General features: G+C 70.7%; 23 protein-coding genes. 19 read left to right on the forward strand and 4 right to left on the reverse strand.

Annotated elements, in window-relative coordinates:
* Nucleotides 1-63 precede the first annotated feature (63 nt).
* Nucleotides 64-861, reverse strand: a complete 798-nt coding sequence (locus ACWDRW_RS19865) for an aminoglycoside N(3)-acetyltransferase (protein WP_451724855.1) — start codon at nucleotides 859-861, stop codon at nucleotides 64-66.
* 173 nt (nucleotides 862-1034) lie between these two features.
* Here ACWDRW_RS19865 and ACWDRW_RS19870 point away from each other — a divergent pair, with 173 nt between their 5' ends.
* Genes ACWDRW_RS19870 through ACWDRW_RS19905 form a run of 8 tightly spaced genes read left to right on the forward strand, consistent with a single transcriptional unit; the run spans nucleotide 1035 to nucleotide 7563 of the window.
* Entirely contained in the window at nucleotides 1035-1745 is a 711-nt protein-coding gene (locus tag ACWDRW_RS19870; protein ID WP_451724856.1) for a helix-turn-helix transcriptional regulator, read from the forward strand.
* Nucleotides 1742-3163 (forward strand): Fe-S cluster assembly protein SufB, encoded by a 1422-nt coding sequence (gene sufB, locus ACWDRW_RS19875; RefSeq protein ID WP_451724858.1) that lies wholly within the window; start codon nucleotides 1742-1744, stop codon nucleotides 3161-3163. The genes ACWDRW_RS19870 and sufB overlap by 4 nt, the downstream gene beginning before the upstream one ends.
* A 60-nt stretch (nucleotides 3164-3223) precedes the next feature.
* On the forward strand, nucleotides 3224-4408 hold the full coding sequence (sufD, locus tag ACWDRW_RS19880; protein WP_451724860.1) for a Fe-S cluster assembly protein SufD: 1185 nt from the start codon (nucleotides 3224-3226) through the stop codon (nucleotides 4406-4408).
* Nucleotides 4405-4725, forward strand: coding sequence for a non-heme iron oxygenase ferredoxin subunit (locus ACWDRW_RS19885; RefSeq protein WP_359693280.1), 321 nt, complete (start codon nucleotides 4405-4407; stop codon nucleotides 4723-4725). Before sufD ends, ACWDRW_RS19885 begins: the two co-directional genes overlap by 4 nt.
* Nucleotides 4726-4732: 7 nt before the next feature.
* A complete protein-coding gene (gene sufC, locus ACWDRW_RS19890; RefSeq protein WP_451724862.1) occupies nucleotides 4733-5497 on the forward strand; it encodes a Fe-S cluster assembly ATPase SufC in 765 nt (254 codons plus the stop codon).
* Nucleotides 5494-6750 (forward strand): cysteine desulfurase, encoded by a 1257-nt coding sequence (locus ACWDRW_RS19895; RefSeq protein WP_451724864.1) that lies wholly within the window; start codon nucleotides 5494-5496, stop codon nucleotides 6748-6750. Before sufC ends, ACWDRW_RS19895 begins: the two co-directional genes overlap by 4 nt.
* A gap of 16 nt (nucleotides 6751-6766) precedes the next feature.
* Nucleotides 6767-7234: a Fe-S cluster assembly sulfur transfer protein SufU gene (gene sufU, locus ACWDRW_RS19900; protein ID WP_451724866.1), complete on the forward strand. Its 468-nt coding sequence runs from the start codon at nucleotides 6767-6769 to the stop codon at nucleotides 7232-7234.
* Complete coding sequence (locus tag ACWDRW_RS19905) at nucleotides 7231-7563, forward strand: metal-sulfur cluster assembly factor (protein ID WP_412487170.1); 333 nt, start codon at nucleotides 7231-7233, stop codon at nucleotides 7561-7563. Before sufU ends, ACWDRW_RS19905 begins: the two co-directional genes overlap by 4 nt.
* 60 nt (nucleotides 7564-7623) lie before the next feature.
* Here the strand turns inward: ACWDRW_RS19905 and ACWDRW_RS19910 are convergent, their stop codons facing one another.
* Complete coding sequence (locus ACWDRW_RS19910; RefSeq protein WP_451724868.1) at nucleotides 7624-8406, reverse strand: AbfB domain-containing protein; 783 nt, start codon at nucleotides 8404-8406, stop codon at nucleotides 7624-7626.
* A 212-nt stretch (nucleotides 8407-8618) separates the two neighbouring features.
* On the opposite strand from ACWDRW_RS19910, the gene ACWDRW_RS19915 reads away from it, so the two are divergent.
* The 5 genes from ACWDRW_RS19915 to dapD all read left to right on the forward strand — a co-directional run bounded on the left by ACWDRW_RS19915 (nucleotide 8619) and on the right by dapD (nucleotide 12168).
* The gene (locus ACWDRW_RS19915) at nucleotides 8619-8939 is read left to right on the forward strand and encodes a DMT family transporter (protein WP_451724871.1); all 321 of its coding nucleotides are present in this window, start codon (nucleotides 8619-8621) and stop codon (nucleotides 8937-8939) included.
* Nucleotides 8939-9478, forward strand: a complete 540-nt coding sequence (locus ACWDRW_RS19920; RefSeq protein WP_451724872.1) for a TetR/AcrR family transcriptional regulator — start codon at nucleotides 8939-8941, stop codon at nucleotides 9476-9478. Before ACWDRW_RS19915 ends, ACWDRW_RS19920 begins: the two co-directional genes overlap by 1 nt.
* A 113-nt stretch (nucleotides 9479-9591) precedes the next feature.
* Nucleotides 9592-10182: an RNA polymerase sigma factor gene (locus tag ACWDRW_RS19925; RefSeq protein WP_451724874.1), complete on the forward strand. Its 591-nt coding sequence runs from the start codon at nucleotides 9592-9594 to the stop codon at nucleotides 10180-10182.
* A 2-nt stretch (nucleotides 10183-10184) separates the two neighbouring features.
* Nucleotides 10185-11096: a CU044_5270 family protein gene (locus ACWDRW_RS19930; protein ID WP_451724876.1), complete on the forward strand. Its 912-nt coding sequence runs from the start codon at nucleotides 10185-10187 to the stop codon at nucleotides 11094-11096.
* Between the two features lie 82 nt (nucleotides 11097-11178).
* Nucleotides 11179-12168 (forward strand): 2,3,4,5-tetrahydropyridine-2,6-dicarboxylate N-succinyltransferase, encoded by a 990-nt coding sequence (gene dapD / locus ACWDRW_RS19935; protein WP_451724877.1) that lies wholly within the window; start codon nucleotides 11179-11181, stop codon nucleotides 12166-12168.
* A gap of 99 nt (nucleotides 12169-12267) precedes the next feature.
* Here dapD and ACWDRW_RS19940 read toward each other — a convergent pair whose 3' ends face one another.
* Nucleotides 12268-12771: a hypothetical protein gene (locus ACWDRW_RS19940; RefSeq protein WP_451724879.1), complete on the reverse strand. Its 504-nt coding sequence runs from the start codon at nucleotides 12769-12771 to the stop codon at nucleotides 12268-12270.
* A gap of 132 nt (nucleotides 12772-12903) precedes the next feature.
* Between ACWDRW_RS19940 and ACWDRW_RS19945 the strand changes: the two genes are divergently transcribed.
* Complete coding sequence (locus ACWDRW_RS19945) at nucleotides 12904-13449, forward strand: SigE family RNA polymerase sigma factor (protein ID WP_451724881.1); 546 nt, start codon at nucleotides 12904-12906, stop codon at nucleotides 13447-13449.
* Nucleotides 13446-14660 (forward strand): WD40 repeat domain-containing protein, encoded by a 1215-nt coding sequence (locus ACWDRW_RS19950; protein WP_451724883.1) that lies wholly within the window; start codon nucleotides 13446-13448, stop codon nucleotides 14658-14660. Before ACWDRW_RS19945 ends, ACWDRW_RS19950 begins: the two co-directional genes overlap by 4 nt.
* On the opposite strand, the gene dapA is transcribed toward ACWDRW_RS19950, so the two are convergent.
* Entirely contained in the window at nucleotides 14661-15554 is an 894-nt protein-coding gene (gene dapA, locus ACWDRW_RS19955; protein WP_451724884.1) for a 4-hydroxy-tetrahydrodipicolinate synthase, read from the reverse strand.
* 157 nt (nucleotides 15555-15711) lie between these two features.
* On the opposite strand from dapA, the gene ACWDRW_RS19960 reads away from it, so the two are divergent.
* The 4 genes from ACWDRW_RS19960 to ACWDRW_RS19975 are packed head-to-tail and all read left to right on the forward strand — an operon-like array spanning nucleotide 15712 to nucleotide 17474.
* Nucleotides 15712-15849: a hypothetical protein gene (locus ACWDRW_RS19960; protein ID WP_451724887.1), complete on the forward strand. Its 138-nt coding sequence runs from the start codon at nucleotides 15712-15714 to the stop codon at nucleotides 15847-15849.
* The gene (locus ACWDRW_RS19965) at nucleotides 15846-16580 is read left to right on the forward strand and encodes a hypothetical protein (protein WP_451724889.1); all 735 of its coding nucleotides are present in this window, start codon (nucleotides 15846-15848) and stop codon (nucleotides 16578-16580) included. Before ACWDRW_RS19960 ends, ACWDRW_RS19965 begins: the two co-directional genes overlap by 4 nt.
* Before the next feature lie 52 nt (nucleotides 16581-16632).
* Nucleotides 16633-17052 carry a phage holin family protein gene (locus tag ACWDRW_RS19970; protein WP_451724890.1) on the forward strand — a complete coding sequence of 140 codons (420 nt, stop codon included), beginning with the start codon at nucleotides 16633-16635 and terminating at the stop codon, nucleotides 17050-17052.
* On the forward strand, nucleotides 17049-17474 hold the full coding sequence (locus tag ACWDRW_RS19975) for a DUF3618 domain-containing protein (RefSeq protein WP_451724891.1): 426 nt from the start codon (nucleotides 17049-17051) through the stop codon (nucleotides 17472-17474). Before ACWDRW_RS19970 ends, ACWDRW_RS19975 begins: the two co-directional genes overlap by 4 nt.
* The last annotated feature ends 125 nt before the right edge of the window (nucleotides 17475-17599 follow it).

Below are 17599 nucleotides of genomic sequence, written 5' to 3' on the forward strand. Positions count from 1 at the left end.
AGCCGCCCGCCCGCCCGGACCCGGGGGTGCCCCGCTCCAGCCGGGCCGAGCGCGGGGGAGGGTTCAGATCTCCTCCGCCGAGGGGCGATGGATCTCCAGCCACCGCCGGGCGTAGGCCACCGCGTCCGTGACGGGGAACAGCCGCACGTCGGCGGCGCCCACCTTGCCCCGTACGACGGGACGGTCCCGCTCGAAGTCGTGGCCCAGCTCGTCGAACCGGTCCGAGCTGATCGACACCTCGGTGACGGTCTCCCAGCCCAGCGGGCCGGGGCGGCCCACCTTCACCAGGGGAGCGGGGATGCGGTACTCGGCGAGATGGAAGCTGGTGCAGGCGTCGTAGCCGGCCCCGAGGAGCAGCACGCGCGCGTGGAGCGCCTCCAGACGGGCCAGCGGGCTGCGCTCGCCGAGCCGGCAGTCGGTGGCGTGTCCGTCGAGGATGTCCGCCGCGCGCGGGCCGACGGCGGCGAAGGAGGTCTGCGGATGGGCGCTGCGCAGGGCGCCGGGCCAGGTCCGTACCGTCTCCGGGATCACGCCGACCCCGCGCGTGGGCGTCACACGGGGGTCGTAGGAGGGCATCGTCGCCCGGATCGGCTCCCACCATTCCTCGGGAACCGGCGGGTGTCCCCAGACGGCCGGGTCGGAGAGGTCGCCCGACTGGGTGGGAACCACGAGCGTGCCCTCTTGGCCGAGTGCGTCGAGAAGACCTTGGACGACTGCCACGGCCCCTCCGCAGACCCAGCCGAGTGAGCTGAGGGAGGCGTGCGCGAGAAGGATTTCGCCGGGTTTGACACCCAGCTCGCGAAGGCCCTCGGCGATGGTCGTCCGCGTGACAAGTGGGCCGGTCGGAGGGGGTGTCGACATGCCTCGGGAGTCTCCCGGACCAGGGCGTGGGACGCCACCGATTTACATCCCTGTTTGATCGATCAAAGATCGTTTCCCCAGGTCAGATTAGGTAAACCTAAGTGACGCAGGGCACCGTCCACGGGTTCGGACGGCGCTTGCCCGACTCTGAGGAATTACGCAACAATGGCGTTGTGAAAAACGTCGGCGAGGCCCACGAGGAACTCGCGACCGGTGAGCGGTCCACCCGCAACCGGGTCGCGCGGTCCATCCTGGACCACGGCCCGTCGACCGTCGCCGAGCTGGCCGGACGGCTGGGGCTGACCCAGGCCGCCGTGCGACGGCATCTGGACGCGCTCGTCGGCGACGAGGTGGTGGAGGCGCGGGAGCAGCGGGTGTACGGCGCGCGGACGCGCGGGCGGCCCGCCAAGGTCTTCGCGCTCACCGACTGCGGACGCGACGCCTTCGATCAGTCGTACGACAAGCTCGCCGCGGACGCCCTGCGCTTCATCCAGGAGCGGTTCGGCGGGGACGAGGCCGTCGTCGAGTTCGCCCGGGCGCGGATCGCCGAACAGGCCACCGCCTACCGCGAGGCCATCGAGGCCGCCGCCCCCGAGGAGCGCACCGAAGCCCTGGCCAAGGCCTTGAGCGCAGACGGGTACGCTGCTACCGCGCGGAGCGCACCGGTCGGCGAACAGCTGTGCCAGCACCACTGCCCCGTCGCTCATGTCGCGGAAAAGTTCCCGCAGCTCTGCGAGGCGGAGACCGAGATCTTCTCCCAGCTGCTCGGAACCCACGTGCAGCGACTGGCGACCATCGCGCACGGCGACGGCGTCTGCACGACGTTCATCCCCAAGATTTCCCACAACGCATCTGCAAGCACGGCCGGGAGGAACCCCGCATGACTCTCCCTACGGAGACTGCTCACCCCGAACTCGAGGGCCTGGGCAAGTACGAATACGGCTGGGCCGACTCCGACGAGGCCGGCGCCTCTGCCAAGCGCGGTCTGAACGAGGACGTCGTCCGGGACATCTCCGCGAAGAAGTCCGAGCCGGAGTGGATGACCAAGCTCCGCCTCAAGGGCCTGCGCCTGTTCGACAAGAAGCCCATGCCGAACTGGGGCTCGGACCTCTCGGGCATCGACTTCGACAACATCAAGTACTTCGTACGCTCCACGGAGAAGCAGGCGGAGTCCTGGGAGGACCTGCCCGAGGACATCAAGAACACGTACGACAAGCTCGGCATCCCGGAGGCGGAGAAGCAGCGCCTCGTCGCCGGTGTCGCGGCGCAGTACGAGTCCGAGGTCGTCTACCACCAGATCCGCGAGGACCTGGAGGAGCAGGGCGTCATCTTCCTCGACACCGACACGGCTCTGAAGGAGCACCCGGAGCTCTTCCAGGAGTACTTCGGCACCGTCATCCCGGTCGGTGACAACAAGTTCGCGTCGCTGAACACCGCCGTGTGGTCGGGCGGCTCCTTCATCTACGTCCCGCCGGGCGTGCACGTGGAGATCCCGCTCCAGGCCTACTTCCGTATCAACACGGAGAACATGGGCCAGTTCGAGCGGACCCTGATCATCGTCGACGAGGGTGCCTACGTGCACTACGTCGAGGGCTGCACCGCCCCGATCTACAAGTCGGACTCGCTGCACTCCGCGGTCGTCGAGATCATCGTCAAGAAGAACGCCCGCTGCCGTTACACGACCATCCAGAACTGGTCGAACAACGTCTACAACCTGGTCACCAAGCGCGCCGTGGCGTACGAGGGCGCGACCATGGAGTGGATCGACGGCAACATCGGCTCCAAGGTGACGATGAAGTACCCGGCCGTCTACCTGATGGGCGAGCACGCCAAGGGCGAGACCCTGTCGATCGCCTTCGCGGGCGAGGGGCAGCACCAGGACGCCGGTTCCAAGATGGTCCACATGGCGCCGAACACCTCCTCCAACATCGTGTCGAAGTCCGTGGCGCGTGGTGGCGGCCGTACCTCCTACCGCGGTCTGGTCGAGATCGGCGAGGGCGCGGCCGGGTCGAAGTCCAACGTGCTGTGCGACGCGCTGCTCGTGGACACCATCTCCCGCTCCGACACCTACCCGTACGTCGACGTCCGCGAGGACGACGTGTCCATGGGTCACGAGGCGACCGTCTCCAAGGTCTCCGAGGACCAGCTCTTCTACCTGATGAGCCGCGGTCTCAGCGAGTTCGAGGCGATGGCGATGATCGTGCGCGGCTTCGTCGAGCCGATCGCCAAGGAGCTGCCCATGGAGTACGCCCTCGAGCTCAACCGGCTGATCGAGCTGCAGATGGAAGGCGCGGTCGGTTAAGACCGGCGCCCGTACAGCAGCCAGCGAAACCTGACGTAGGAAGAGAGCAGACCGACAGCCATGGCTGAGGCTCAGAACACCCCTGTGGGCTCCACCACCGCGGGCCAGATCGCGGTGGCCGCCGAGTCCACCGTCGCCACGCGCATGAGCGCGCCCCCCTCCTTCGACGTGGCGGACTTCCCGGTCCCGCACGGCCGTGAGGAGGAGTGGCGGTTCACCCCGCTGGAGCGCCTGCGCGGCCTGCACGACGGCACCGCCGCCGCCACCGGCGACGGCGTGAAGGTCACCGTCGAGGCGCCCGCGGGTGTCGTCGTCGAGACCGTCGGCCGCGAGGACGCGCGGCTCGGCAAGGCGGGCACCCCGGTGGACCGCATCGCGGCCCAGGCGTACTCCGCCTTCGAGAAGGCCTCGGTCGTGACCGTGCCGAAGGAGACCGTGCTCACCGAGCCGATCCGCATCGCGGTGCACGGCGAGGGCGGTACCGCCTTCGGCCACCAGGTCATCGAGCTCGGCGCCTTCGCCGAGGCCGTCGTGGTCATCGACCACACCGGTGACGCGGTGCTCGCCGCCAACGTCGACTACCTGCTGGGCGACGGCGCCAAGCTGACCGTCGTCTCCGTCCAGGACTGGGACGAGAAGGCCGTGCACGTGGCCCAGCACAACGCCCTGGTCGGCCGGGACGCGAGCTTCAAGTCCGTGGTCGTCACCTTCGGTGGCGACGTGGTGCGGCTGCACCCGCGCGTGAACTACGCGGGCACCGGCGGCGAGGCCGAGCTGCTCGGTCTGTACTTCACCGACGCCGGTCAGCACCAGGAGCACCGCCTCCTGGTCGACCACAACACCCCGCACTGCAAGTCGAACGTCGTCTACAAGGGCGCCCTCCAGGGTGAGCAGGCGCACGCGGTGTGGATCGGCGACGTGCTCATCGAGGCCAAGGCCGAGGGCACGGACACGTACGAGATGAACCGCAACCTGGTCCTCACCGACGGCGCCCGCGTCGACTCGGTGCCGAACCTGGAGATCGAGACCGGCGAGATCGTCGGCGCCGGCCACGCCTCCGCGACCGGCCGCTTCGACGACGAGCAGCTCTTCTACCTGATGGCCCGCGGCATCCCGGAGCACGAGGCGCGCCGCCTCGTCGTCCGCGGCTTCTTCGCCGAGCTGGTCCAGCAGATCGGTGTCGACGACATCGAGGAGCGGCTCATCGCGAAGATCGAGGAGGAGCTGGAGGCTTCGGTCGCATGACCACCTTCGTACGCGCCTGTGGGCTGAGCGAGCTGGAGGAGGACACCCCGAAGCGGGTGGAACTCGACGGCACGCCGGTCTCGGTCGTCCGTACCGAGGGGGAGGTGTTCGCCATCCACGACATCTGCTCCCACGCGAACGTCTCGCTCTCCGAGGGCGAGGTGGAGGACTGCCAGATCGAGTGCTGGCTGCACGGCTCCGCGTTCGACCTCCGCACCGGCAAGCCGTCCGGCCTTCCCGCGACGCGCCCCGTCCCCGTATACCCCGTAAAGATCGAAGGGGACGACGTGCTCGTCTCCCTCAACCAGGAGTCCTGAGGCACCCATGGCTACGCTTGAAATCCGAGACCTGCGCGTCACCGTCGAGGCCGACAACGCCGAGAAGGAGATCCTCAAGGGCGTCGACCTCACCGTGAAGCAGGGCGAGACGCACGCCATCATGGGCCCCAACGGCTCCGGCAAGTCGACCCTCGCCTACTCCCTCGCCGGTCACCCGAAGTACACGATCACGGGCGGCACCGTCACCCTCGACGGCGAGGACGTCCTGGAGATGTCCGTCGACGAGCGCGCCCGCGCCGGCCTGTTCCTGGCGATGCAGTACCCGGTCGAGGTTCCCGGTGTCTCCGTGTCGAACTTCCTCCGTACCTCCGCCACCGCGGTCCGCGGCGAGGCCCCCAAGCTGCGCACCTGGGTGAAGGAGGTCAAGGAGGCCATGGAGCGCCTCAACATGGACCCCTCCTTCGCCGAGCGCAACGTCAACGAGGGCTTCTCCGGCGGTGAGAAGAAGCGCCACGAGATCCTTCAGCTGGAGCTGCTCAAGCCGAAGGTCGCGATCCTCGACGAGACCGACTCCGGTCTCGACGTCGACGCCCTGCGCATCGTCTCCGAGGGTGTCAACCGCGTCCGCGAGACCGGTGAGGTCGGCACCCTGCTGATCACCCACTACACGCGCATCCTGCGCTACATCAAGCCGGACTACGTCCACGTCTTCTCCGGCGGCCGCATCGTCGAGTCCGGCGGCGCCGAGCTCGCCGACAAGCTGGAGAACGAGGGTTACGAGGCTTACACGAAGGGTGGCGCATCCGAGTGACACAGCTGCCGGGCCTCCTCGACGCAGAGGCGCTCCGCAAGGACTTCCCGATCCTGGAGCGGGTGCTCCACGACGGCAAGAAGCTCGTGTACCTGGACAACGCGGCGACCTCGCAGACGCCGCGCCAGGTGCTCGACGTGCTCTCCGAGTACTACGAGCAGCACAACGCCAACGTCCACCGCGGTGTGCATGTGCTCGCCGAGGAGGCCACGGCGCTGTACGAGGGCGCGCGGGACAAGGTCGCCGAGTTCATCAACGCGCCCAGCCGCGACGAGGTGATCTTCACCAAGAACGCCTCGGAGTCCCTCAACCTCGTGGCCAACATGCTGGGCTGGGCCGATGAGCCCTACCGCGTGGACCACGAGACCGAGATAGTCATCACCGAGATGGAGCACCACTCCAACATCGTGCCGTGGCAGCTGCTCGCGCAGCGCACGGGCGCGAAGCTGAAGTGGTTCGGTCTCACTGACGACGGCCGTCTCGACCTGTCGAACATCGACGAGATCATCACCGAGAAGACGAAGATCGTCTCGTTCGTGCTGGTGTCGAACATCCTCGGCACGGTCAACCCGGTCGAGACGATCATCCGCCGGGCCCAGGAGGTCGGTGCGCTCGTCTGCATCGACGCCTCCCAGGCCGCCCCCCACATGCCGCTGGACGTGCAGGCCCTGCAGGCCGACTTCGTGGCCTTCACCGGCCACAAGATGTGCGGCCCGACCGGCATCGGCGTCCTCTGGGGCCGCCAGGAGCTGCTGGAGGACCTGCCTCCGTTCCTCGGCGGCGGCGAGATGATCGAGACGGTGTCGATGCACTCGTCGACGTACGCCCCCGCCCCGCACAAGTTCGAGGCGGGCACCCCGCCGATCGCGCAGGCGGTCGGTCTGGGCGCGGCGATCGACTACCTGAACTCGATCGGCATGGACAAGATCCTCGCCCATGAGCACGCGCTCACCGAGTACGCCGTGCGGCGCTTCCAGGAGGTCCCGGACCTGCGGATCATCGGCCCCACCACGGCCGAGGACCGGGGCGCGGCGATCTCCTTCACGCTCGGTGACATCCACCCGCACGACGTCGGCCAGGTGCTGGACGAGCAGGGCATCGCGGTCCGCGTGGGCCACCACTGCGCCCGTCCGGTCTGCCTGCGGTACGGAATTCCTGCGACCACGCGAGCGTCGTTCTATCTGTACTCCACGCCGGCCGAGATCGACGCACTGGTGGACGGCCTGGAGCACGTCCGGAACTTCTTCGGCTGAGAGGCGTGCTGGAACCGTGAAGCTTGACTCGATGTACCAGGAAGTCATCCTGGACCACTACAAGAACCCGCACGGGCGGGGCTTGCGGGACGGCGACGCCGAGGTGCACCACGTCAACCCGACGTGCGGTGACGAGATCACCCTCCGGGTGAAGTACGACGGCACGACGATCAAGGACGTCAGCTACGAGGGCCAGGGCTGCTCGATCAGTCAGGCCTCGGCCTCCGTGCTGAACGAGCTGCTGGTCGGCAAGGAGCTGGCCGACGCGCAGAAGATCCAGGCGACCTTCCTGGAGCTGATGCAGTCCAAGGGCAAGATCGAGCCCGACGACGCGATGGAGGACGTCCTGGAGGACGCGGTCGCGTTCGCGGGTGTCTCCAAGTACCCGGCGCGGGTGAAGTGCGCTCTCCTGAGCTGGATGGCGTGGAAGGACGCGACGGCCCAGGCCCTGGGCGGAGCCGACGCCGAAAGGAAGACCGCATGAGCGAGACCGTTGAGATGAAGCCCGCCTCGGAAGAGGAGATCCGCGAGGCGCTGTACGACGTCGTCGACCCCGAGCTGGGCATCGACGTCGTCAACCTCGGCCTGATCTACGGCATCCACATCGACGACGCGAACATCGCGACCATCGACATGACCCTGACCTCGGCGGCCTGTCCGCTGACCGATGTCATCGAGGACCAGGCCAAGTCCGCCACGGACGGCCTCGTCAGCGAGCTGCGCATCAACTGGGTCTGGATGCCGCCGTGGGGCCCGGACAAGATCACGGACGACGGCCGCGAGCAGCTTCGGGCGCTTGGCTTCAACGTCTGAGACGTACCCGCGGACTGTGGAAGCGGCGATGCCCCGAGGGCGTCGCCGCTTCCGGCGTTTTCAGCTCACGACCTGAAACGCCGAGTCCGCCCGGTAGAGCTCGCTCGACTGGAACGGGTCCAGACGCAAGCGGAAGTCCTGGTGGCGCAGGTAGCGGCCGGGATGGTTGACCGACTCCAGCATGATCGCGCCGGGGTGGGTGGTGGCGCGGGGGCAGAAGGTGGCGTCCTGGGAGAACAGGGCGGAGCCGTCGTTCGGTTCGGCGCGCAGGACGAAGTCGCGGTGGCGCAGGTAGCGGCCGTCAGCGGTGGCGAAGGAGTAACAGGAGGGCCTGGCCAGGCCCTTGAGCAGCCTGACGGGCGAGGCGGGGGCGCCGAGGACGACCAGGCCGTCGGTGATCTGCCAGTGCCGGTCCGGGTAGTTGACCGAGCGAAGGGTACGCCAGGGGCTGGTGGCGGTCGGTTTCGGGCTCGGTGACGCGGGCGGGGACTCCTTGTGGGTGGTGGTCGGCGCCGGGCCGGGGGTCCCGGTCTTCGGCGGGTGCGTGGCGGGGCGTTCTGCGGCCCTGCTCGGCAGGGGACCGGGTGTCGTAGGGCCGGCGGAGGGGCCGGCGAAAGAGATCAGGCCCGGCGGGTAGGCGCCCGTCGATTCCGCCGCCGAGCGTGACGGATCGTCAGGCGTCGTGCGGGTCACGGCTATCGCCGTCACGCACGCGGCGACGGTGACCAGCGCCAGGGCTCCGGCCAGCCAGAGGCGGCGCGTGCCCGGGGTCCGGGAGGTGTCCGGTGCCCAGCCGCTCTCCCAGGAACGCTCCTGAGGGGGCCGGGACTTGTCGTGTGGCATGCGCTTTCCTTCGGCGGCGTCGTGGGGTCACGGCCGCGGTATGCGATGGCCCGGTATGTGAACGGTGAAACAGTAGTGGAGCGGGTGACTGCTCGAACGGGCGTTTAACCAACTCGAAGCGAGCGCTTTCCGCGACGTGCGATCCGTGCGGCGGAGGAGGAGGGCCGCAGCGTTGTGTACGGCCGTACGCATCGCTGTGTACGCTTGTACGCATGGGATACCTGACGCTCGCCGGTGCCATCGCCGCCGAGGTGGCCGCGACCACCGCCATGAAGTACAGCGCGGGCTTCAGCCGGCTCTGGCCTTCGCTGCTGACGGCACTCGGTTACGTCATCTCCTTCGCGCTGCTCGCCCAGACCCTGAAGACGGTCGGCATCGGCGCCGCCTACGCGATCTGGGCCGGCGTCGGCACCGCGAGCATCGCCGTCATCGGCCTCGTGGCCTTCGGCGAGGCACTGACGCTGACCAAGGTCACGGGGATCCTGCTGATAGTCGCGGGGGTCGTGGTCCTGAACCTGGGAGGGGCGCACTGATGGCCCGGCGCTACGACCCGGAGCGACGGCAGCGGATCATCGACGCGGCGATCCGGGTCGTGGGCGCGAAGGGGCTCGCCGGGCTGACCCACCGCTCGGTGGCGGCCGAGGCGGATGTCCCGCTCGGCTCGACGACGTACCACTTCGCGACCCTCGACGAGCTGATGGTCGCCGCCCTGCGCCAGGCGAACGAGGGCTTCGCCAAGGTCATCGCGGCGCGCGGGGCCCTGTCCGACCCGACGGCCGACCTCGCGGACGAACTGGCCGGCTGGATGGGCGAGTGGCTCGCGGGCGACCGCACCGGGGTGGAGCTGGAGTACGAGCTGTACCTGGCCGCACTCCGCCGCCCCGCCCTGCGTCCGGTCGCCGCCGAGTGGGCGGAGGATCTGGCGGAACTGCTCGGCCGCCGCACCGACCGGGTCACGGCCCGGGCGCTGGTGGCCCTGATGGACGGGATCTGCCTCCAGGTACTGCTCACCGGGGCACCGTACGAGGAGAGGTACGCGCGCGAGATGCTGGGCCGGATCATCGGCGCCTGAGCGGCCTGTCCGAGCCGCCCGTCGGGGCCGGCCGGCACAGGCGTGAACCCTCGACGCCCCTTCGGGGAACAGCGGGTGACATGCTCAGCCAGATCCCCTGCCCCGGAGGGCCCGTGACTGGACCGCCAGCACCACGCGAGGACGCCGACGTCGTGCTCCAGTCCCTGGAGGAGCCGGAACTCTTCGCCCGGCTCTACGACAAATACGCCCCCGACATCCACCACTACGTCACCCGCCGCCTCGGCACCGGCGCGGCGGACGACATCACCGCCGAGACCTTCCTCATCGCGTTCCGCACCCGCTCCCGCTACGACACCGACCGGCCCAACGCCCGCCCCTGGCTCTACGGCATCGCGGGCAACCTCGTCGGCAAGCAGCGCCGTACCGAGGTGCGGGCCCTGCGCGCGCTGGCCCGCACCGGCCACGACCCGGTGGCCGAGTCCTGGTCCGAACGGGCCGACGAGCGGCTCGCCGCCCAGTCCGCGAACGCCCCGCTCGCCGGAGCGCTGGCAGGTCTCTCGGCCGGCGACCGGCATGTGCTGCTGCTCGTCGCCTGGGCCGACCTGACCTATCAGGAGGTCGCCGAGGCACTCGGCATCCCCGTCGGCACCGTCCGCTCGCGGCTCAACCGGGCCCGCCGCAAGGTCCGCACGGCGCTCGGCGCCGATCCCGCATTCACGCTCGACGCCACGGAGGTGGTCTGACGATGGACGAGATGACGGCGGTCCGCGAGCTGCGGGCCGAGGCGCCCCGGGCACGCCGGGCCGACCTGGTCACCGGGCGGGAGAAGCTGCTGGCCGAAGCCGGCCCCGGCGGCCGGGTGCGCAGGCTGCGGGCCGACTGGCGATTGGCCGCGGTCGGCGCGACCGCCGCGATCGTCGTGGCCGCAGTGGTCGGCACCCAGGTGGCGGGTGGCTCCGGCGAGACACAGCCGGGCAGTCGGCCGGGCTACACCATCGAACTGGGCAGCGCGAAGGACCTGCTCAACGACGCGGCGGACGCGATGGCCGCGGGTGGCGGGGTCAGCGCCCAGGACGGTCAGTGGATCTACACGAAGACCGTCGAGACCAACCTGTCCGACGACGAACGGCCCGGCCCGCGGACCGAGGAACACTGGACGAAGTACGCCGACCCGGCCATGGAGGACGGCAAGGCGGGCGACGACCACTCGCCCAGGGAGCAGGCCGAGTTCCTCCGGAGCCTGCCGGACGACCCGGCGCGGGTCCGCGCGGAGGCGCGCGCCTTCTACCACGCCACCGACGACTCCGAGAGCCGCACCGAGCACGAGTACCGGGCGCTCACCGTGCTCCTCAGCCGCGCGTACGTCTACGAAGCCGAGGACCTCGCCAAGGTCTACCGGGCGCTGGCCACGATCCCGGGGGTTCGGGCCGCGAACGTCGAGGACGCGGCCGGTCGCGACGCGATCGCCCTCTACCTCAAGAGCGACCGCCCGGGCCAGGACCGGGACGAGACGCTCATCGACCCGGTCACCCACCTCTACAGCGGCGTCCGCTGGGTGAGCGGCAAGGACGAAGCGGAGTGGAAGAAGGGTGACGCCGTCATCAGCCTCGCCCTGCTGCGGACGGCGGTCGTGGACCAGCGGGGCGAGCGGCCCTGACCTGGCGTTCGGTGCGCCCGGCACGTGAGATGCCGGGCGCACCGGTTCGCTCCGGTGGGCCCGGAGAAGTTAGGTTGCCCTCATGACCGACACGACTGCACCTCGCACCACCGGCGCCGTTGCCGCTGGCCTCGCCACGATCGCCGCCGACGGCACCGTCCTCGACACCTGGTTCCCCGCGCCCGAGCTGTCCGCCGAGCCCGGCCCGTCCGGCACGGAGCGGCTGTCCGCCGAGCGTGCCGTGGAACTGCTCGGCGAGGGCGCCGCGAAGGCGATCGGCCCGGACGCGCGCCGGGGCGTAGAGGTGGTGGCGGTTCGCACAGTCATCTCCGCCCTCGACGCGAAGCCGATCGACGCCCACGACGTCTACCTGCGCCTGCACCTCCTCTCCCACCGCCTGGTCAAGCCGCACGGCCAGAGCCTGGAGGGCATGTTCGGCTTCCTCGCCAACGTCGCCTGGACCTCGCTCGGCCCGGTCGCCGTCGACGACATCGAGAAGGTCCGCCTCAACGCCCGCGCTGAGGGCCTGCACCTCCAGGTGACCTCGATCGACAAGTTCCCGCGCATGACGGACTACGTGGCGCCGAAGGGCGTGCGCATCGCCGACGCCGACCGGGTCCGCCTCGGCGCTCACCTCGCCGAGGGCACGACGGTCATGCACGAGGGCTTCGTCAACTTCAACGCCGGCACGCTCGGTACGTCGATGGTCGAGGGCCGGATCTCCGCGGGTGTCGTCATCGGCGACGGGTCGGACATCGGTGGCGGCGCGTCGACCATGGGCACGCTGTCCGGTGGCGGCAACGTGATCATCTCGGTCGGCGAGCGGTGCCTGATCGGCGCGGAGGCCGGTGTGGGCATCGCGCTGGGCGACGAGTGCGTGGTGGAGGCGGGGCTGTACGTCACCGCGGGTACGCGCGTCACGATGCCGGACGGGCAGATCGTGAAGGCTCGTGAGTTGTCCGGGGCGTCGAACATCCTGTTCCGGCGGAACTCGGTGACCGGCACGGTGGAGGCTCGGCCGAACAATGCGGTGTGGGGCGGCCTGAACGAGATTCTGCACAGCCACAACTAGCCTCGCCGAAGCGGCCGTTGGGCAGTGGGGGAGCTGCGGGGCGGTGGGGCTGGTCGCGCACACGCGGCGGAGCCGCATGGCGACACAGCCCCGCGCCCCTCAAGCGGGAAGACCTGCAGCGAACTCCTCCAGTGACCTGAAATCCGGCTCCCGCAGACCGATTCTCGGGTTCACGTGGTGCAGCAGCGCGGGGCCCGGGTGATGTGCCTCCACGTACCCCGCGTCCGCCTCGCTCTGTTCGTCGTCCACCCACGCGAACGGGCGGCCCGCCGCGTACTCCACGATCGCCTGCGTCTTCCAGTGGACGCCGTCCGGGCGTTCCGCGAAGAGGCCTGCGCCGAAGTCGACGTACGGGAGTTCCGGGAGGCCCACCACCGGCGCGATCCAGCGGTTCGCGGCGTCCATCCAGGTCGTGGCCCAGCACAGGTCGTAGTCGAGGGACAGCAGGGCCTCGCCGTGCGAGGGGTTCAGCCAGACGCGAAGCGGCCTGCCGGGGTGCAGGGCCACTCTGATCGTCGTGTACCCCTCGGGGCGGCGTTCGGGCTGGGCGGCCCAGGGGTTCAGGGGGCCGTCGACGTCCAGGAACAGCAAGGGCCGGCTCACGGGATCACCGTACGGGAGGCGTCACCGGCCGAGCGGGGATTTTTCTCGGGCGCCAGGCATAGCGGGACGCGGCGGCCCGCGTCATCCCTGGTGGAAGGGGCGGGCAGTGGGCTCGCCCGGGGGAAGGTGACGATGGATGGCCAGGCGCAGGACAGTTTCCGCACGTTCGTGGAGAACCGGTCGTCCGCGCTGCTGAGGACCGCCGTGCTGCTCAGTGGCGGGGACCGGCACGCCGGTGAGGACCTGCTGCAGAGCGCGCTGCTCAAGGCGGCCGGACGGTGGCACCGGATCGAGGAACCCGAGGCCTATGTACGGCAGATCCTCTACCGTCAGCAGGTCAGCCGCTGGCGGCTGAAGTGGCGACGGAGGGAGGTCACCGTCGCCGAGCCGCCCGATGTCGGGGTCCGCTCCGACGACTCCGCCGCCGCCGAGCTGCGGCTGCTCATCCGCGGCGCCCTCGCCCGGCTCACCGCGCGCCAGCGCACCGTGCTCGTGCTGCGCTACTTCGAGGACCTGCCCGAGGCCGAAGTGGCCCGGATCCTCGGCTGCTCCGTCGGGACCGTGCGGTCCACCACCCATCGCTCCCTCGCCCGGCTGCGCGCCCTCGCGCCCGAGTTGGCCGGCCTCGGGGTTCCGGAGCGCCTTAACGAGCTGACCCCCGTGGAGGTACGTCCGTGAACGTCGAGGAACTCGTGCGTGACGCGCTGCGGGAGACCGCCGAGGCGCAGGGCCCGGCCGGGCCCGGTCTCGCCGACCGGGTGCTGGCCGTACGCCGCCGCCGACGCGGTCGTAGGATCGCCGCCGCGGCCGCGGCCACCGTCGCGGTCGTGGCGCTCGCGGTGGGGGTGCCACAGCTCGACTCGGGCAAGGACGACGTCCGGCCCGCGGGCCTGCTCGACGGCGGGGGGACCCACGCGCATCCGGACCAGTCGCCGCCGCGCGAGCTGATCGCGGCGGGAGGTGTGGCGATGGCCGCCTACTACACCTTGGAGGTGCGGGACGAGGGCGGTCACGGACTGCTCGTGCGGACGTACTGGCTGATCGATCCGGACAGCGGCAGGTACGAGAAGGACGACCGGTGGTCCTACGTCGCCGTCGCTCCAGGGCTGCGGACCGCCGCCGTACTGGAGCGTTCGCTGCCCACCCGGCGGATCGGGCTGCTCGACCTCGCGACGGGGGAGGTCGAGCGGTGGATCCCGGTCGGACACGGGGTGGGCGCGCTCGCGTACTCGGCGGACGGGACGAAGCTCGTCGCGACGACGTACGACGAGAATCCCGATCTGGCGAAGCACCGGGGTGTCGGCGAGAACGGCGAGGTGGCCTGGTTCATGGGTACCGGGGCGTCCAGCCGCACCGGGTTCCTCGTCCTGGACCCGGCCGGGGAGAACCCGGGGACCTGGGGCAGTGCTCCGGGTGACCAGGGCATCGGCGCCCGCTTGGACTTCTCGTTCAGCCGCGACGGACGGCTGGTCCACGCCCCGATCGTCGGCGCTCGCGACGGGATGCAGCAGTTCCACGACCTGACGGGACGGAAGGTCGCCGCGCCCGCGGACGAGCGGCACCTGCGCTCCGACGTCGGCGCCCGACTCTCCCCGGACGGCACGCTGGCCGCCTGGGGTCTGAGCAAGGAGGTGCCGGACAAGTCGTACTCCTCGATCCGTGATCCCCGTACCGGCAAGGAGATCACCAAGGTGCGTGGCGCCGAGCTGATCGCCTGGGTGGACGACAAGCGGCTCATCGCCTGGGAGAGGGCCGCGGGCCGGGAGGCCTACGAGCCCCGGCTCGCGCTGGTCACCCTCGGCAGCGACAAGGTGCGCTGGCTGAGCGGGCCGCGCGTGCAGGGGCCCGCCTTCCAGTGGAGCTGGGAGCCGGTCTTCGCCCGGCGCTGATCAGTTCTCCGTCAGGCTTCGGTACGCCCTCAGCAGCCCGTCGGTCGCCTCGCGGTCGGCGGGCCGCAGCGGTGCGCGGACCGGGCCCGCGGGCAGGCCGAGTTCGTTCAGCAGGGCCTTGGCGGTGACCGTGCCGGGCAGGCCCGCCGACATCATCGCCTCGATCAGCGGGGTGGCCCGCTGCTGCAGCCGGGCCGCCCGTGCCGTGTCGCCCACGTCGAACGCGTCGAGGACCGCGCGCAAGGGGGCCGCGGCCGCGTTGGACACCGTGCTGATGTACCCCGCGCCGCCGACCGCGTACAGCGCGAGGTTGTGTTCGTCGCAGCCCGCGTAGTACGCCAACTCCGTCGCGGCGATGACCTTTTGCGCGGCGAGGAAGTCGTAGGAGCAGTCCTTCACCGCCACGATCCTCGGGTGCTCGGCGAGCCGGAGCAGGGTGTCGGCCTCGACGCGGACGCCGGTGCGGGCCGGGATGTCGTAGACCGCGATCGGCAGGCCCGAGGCGTCGGCGATCTCCCGGAAGTGCGCCTCCAGCGCGTCCTGCGGCGGCCTGCTGTAGTACGGCGCCACCACCAGCAGGCCGTCCGCGCCCGCCTTTTCGGCCGCCAGCGACAGTTCGACGGTGTGCCGGGTGTCGAAGGTGCCGACTCCGGCGAGCACCGACGCGCGCCTGCCGACCGCCTCCTTCACCGCCTGGACGAGGCGGGTCTTCTCCTCGTCCGTGGTGGTCGGGGACTCGCCCGTGGTGCCCGAGAGCACCAGGCCCTCGCAGCCTTCGGACACCAGCCCGTCCGCGAGCCGCTGCGCGCCGTCGAGATCGAGCGCGCCCTCCTCGGTGAGGGGCGTGATCATGGCGCAGAGGGCTCGGCCGAAGGGGGAGCGTGTGGTCGTCATGAACGTAGTCTCGACAGGGCCACTCTGAAGCTCCACTTAAATTTCCTACGAGGTATTGCTAAGTGATGCTGTGAGTTGAGGAGGCCCTGTGTCCAAAGTGGGGTGCCATGGGTCACTATGGGCCGGACGGTCAACGACCCCTGGTCCTGGAGGCGTCATGAAGCTCGGCAAGGCACTCGCCGCCGGAGTCGCGGAAGAACGGACCCGGAGCCACGAGGAAGAGCTCGAACTGCCCGAGACGATCGAGGAGATCAAGGAAGCGCGGGCCCCCGAAGAGGTCCCGGCCGCCCGATGAGGCTGCGGCTTCCGGAGGAACGCCCTGCGGAGCCGCCGACCGGATACAAGATCGCCCACGCGGTCCTGGCGCACGACGGCTCCCGGGCCGGCTTCACCGGGGTGTCGCTCGGTGGGGCACTGCCGTACGGGGTGCTCGCCGACGCGTCCTGTGTGTACGGCTTCCGGCACCGCTCGCCGCACCGGCGGTGCGACTGCGGCTTCCACTGCGTGCACGACCGTACGGCCGCCGAGGCGCTGCTGTGCACGGCCGAGCACCGGGCGGCCGTGCTGCTGGAGGTCTCGGTGCTGGGGCGGTATCTCCGCTTCGAGTTGGGCTTCCGGTACGCCCGGCAGCGCGTGCGCACGGTGACGGTGGGGCCGTGCGGCTGCGGCGCGGTCGCCGCGGCGCTCGCCGACGCCGGGTGGGGGCGGCCCGGTTGGCGAGGGCTCGGCCCCTCCTGCGCGGGCTGTATGCGCGCTCGTACGTCGGTCTCGCTCGCCTCGTTCGCCCGGCTCGCGGGGGAGGGCGTGCGGGTGATCGCCGGGGCGGGCGCCGCGGCGGCGGGACCCGGTGGGCCCGAACTCACCGCACGGGCTCACGCCGGTGGGCCCGAACTCGGCTCCGGGGCTGACCTCGGAGTGCCCGAACTGGCGGCGGAGGCCGCGCTGTTGCAGGCGCGCCTCGACTGGTTCCAGGCGCAGCTGGCAGCGCTCGGCGAACGCGGACGGGGTGGCGAAGGGCGGGGATAGCGAAGGCCGTTCCGGGTACCCGGGTGTTCTGAGCCGAGAGGAGGCGGACACCGTGACCGGGACCACGGCCCCCGGGCCGGCACACGACGAGCGGCACTCGGTGGGTGAACTCGTCGGGCAGGCGACCGAGCAGCTCTCCCTGCTCGTACGGCAGGAAATGGCCCTCGCCAAGGAGGAGCTGGCCGAGAAGGCCCGGCGCGCGGGGCGCGGGAGCGGACTGCTGGGCGCGGCCGGTGCCATCGCCTACGCCGGTGTGCTCGCCCTGGCGGGTACGGCCGTCGCCGCTCTCTCGCTGACGCTGTCCGTCTGGGCGGCGGCGCTGATCGTGACGGCGGTGCTGTTCGCCGTCGCGGGCGTGCTGGGCGCGACCGGTCGTGCCCAGCTCAGGCGCGCCGCACCGCCCACGCCCGAGGAGACCCTCGACAGCGTCAAAGCCGATGTCGCGGAGATCAGGGAAAGGGCACACCGATGACGGACAAGTCAGTACCGGACGTGACCGGGGCCAAGGGCCCCGACGAGCTGCGCCGGCAGATACAGCAGACCAGGAAGCAACTCGGCGGCACCGTCCAGGAGCTGGCCGAGAAGGCGGACGTGAAGGGCCGGGCCAGGGCCCGCGCCGCCGACCTGAAGGACCGGGCCGGCGCTATGACGGTGCAGCTGCGCAGCAGCGCCGTCCACGCCGGGCACAGCGCACAGGACACGGCGACCCGGGCCGGGCACACGGTGCACGACCAGGCGACCCGCGCGGGGCACGCCATGGAGCATCGGGTGCCCCTGCGCTTCCGGAGCGCGTTCCGGGCCGGGCAGCGGCATCCGCGCCCGGTGCTGGTGGCGGCCGCGGCGGTGGGCGCGCTGATCGCCGTGCAGGCGATGCGGCGGCGCGGCCGGCACTGAGGCGAGAGACGGGCGGCGTGGTTCCGGGCGCCCGGCCCTGGACCGCCCCCGTGCCGGGTCTCGCCGTCACGGAGGTCGACGTACGGGCCGCGGGCCTCGACTGGACGGCGGACGACGTCCGCACG

This window comes from Streptomyces sp. NPDC003635, from assembly GCF_053587635.1.

What these genes read in the sequence shown, in the direction of transcription:
- ACWDRW_RS19865 (WP_451724855.1), bottom strand. Translation starts at nt 861, where the DNA reads ATGTCGACACCCCCTCCGACCGGCCCACTTGTCACGCGGACGACCATC.
- sufB (WP_451724858.1), top strand. Translation starts at nt 1,742, where the DNA reads ATGACTCTCCCTACGGAGACTGCTCACCCCGAACTCGAGGGCCTGGGC.
- sufD (WP_451724860.1), top strand. Translation starts at nt 3,224, where the DNA reads ATGGCTGAGGCTCAGAACACCCCTGTGGGCTCCACCACCGCGGGCCAG.
- ACWDRW_RS19885 (WP_359693280.1), top strand. Translation starts at nt 4,405, where the DNA reads ATGACCACCTTCGTACGCGCCTGTGGGCTGAGCGAGCTGGAGGAGGAC.
- sufC (WP_451724862.1), top strand. Translation starts at nt 4,733, where the DNA reads ATGGCTACGCTTGAAATCCGAGACCTGCGCGTCACCGTCGAGGCCGAC.
- ACWDRW_RS19905 (WP_412487170.1), top strand. Translation starts at nt 7,231, where the DNA reads ATGAGCGAGACCGTTGAGATGAAGCCCGCCTCGGAAGAGGAGATCCGC.
- ACWDRW_RS19910 (WP_451724868.1), bottom strand. Translation starts at nt 8,406, where the DNA reads ATGCCACACGACAAGTCCCGGCCCCCTCAGGAGCGTTCCTGGGAGAGC.
- ACWDRW_RS19915 (WP_451724871.1), top strand. Translation starts at nt 8,619, where the DNA reads ATGGGATACCTGACGCTCGCCGGTGCCATCGCCGCCGAGGTGGCCGCG.
- ACWDRW_RS19920 (WP_451724872.1), top strand. Translation starts at nt 8,939, where the DNA reads ATGGCCCGGCGCTACGACCCGGAGCGACGGCAGCGGATCATCGACGCG.
- ACWDRW_RS19930 (WP_451724876.1), top strand. Translation starts at nt 10,185, where the DNA reads ATGGACGAGATGACGGCGGTCCGCGAGCTGCGGGCCGAGGCGCCCCGG.
- dapD (WP_451724877.1), top strand. Translation starts at nt 11,179, where the DNA reads ATGACCGACACGACTGCACCTCGCACCACCGGCGCCGTTGCCGCTGGC.
- ACWDRW_RS19945 (WP_451724881.1), top strand. Translation starts at nt 12,904, where the DNA reads ATGGATGGCCAGGCGCAGGACAGTTTCCGCACGTTCGTGGAGAACCGG.
- dapA (WP_451724884.1), bottom strand. Translation starts at nt 15,554, where the DNA reads ATGACGACCACACGCTCCCCCTTCGGCCGAGCCCTCTGCGCCATGATC.
- ACWDRW_RS19960 (WP_451724887.1), top strand. Translation starts at nt 15,712, where the DNA reads ATGAAGCTCGGCAAGGCACTCGCCGCCGGAGTCGCGGAAGAACGGACC.
- ACWDRW_RS19965 (WP_451724889.1), top strand. Translation starts at nt 15,846, where the DNA reads ATGAGGCTGCGGCTTCCGGAGGAACGCCCTGCGGAGCCGCCGACCGGA.
- ACWDRW_RS19975 (WP_451724891.1), top strand. Translation starts at nt 17,049, where the DNA reads ATGACGGACAAGTCAGTACCGGACGTGACCGGGGCCAAGGGCCCCGAC.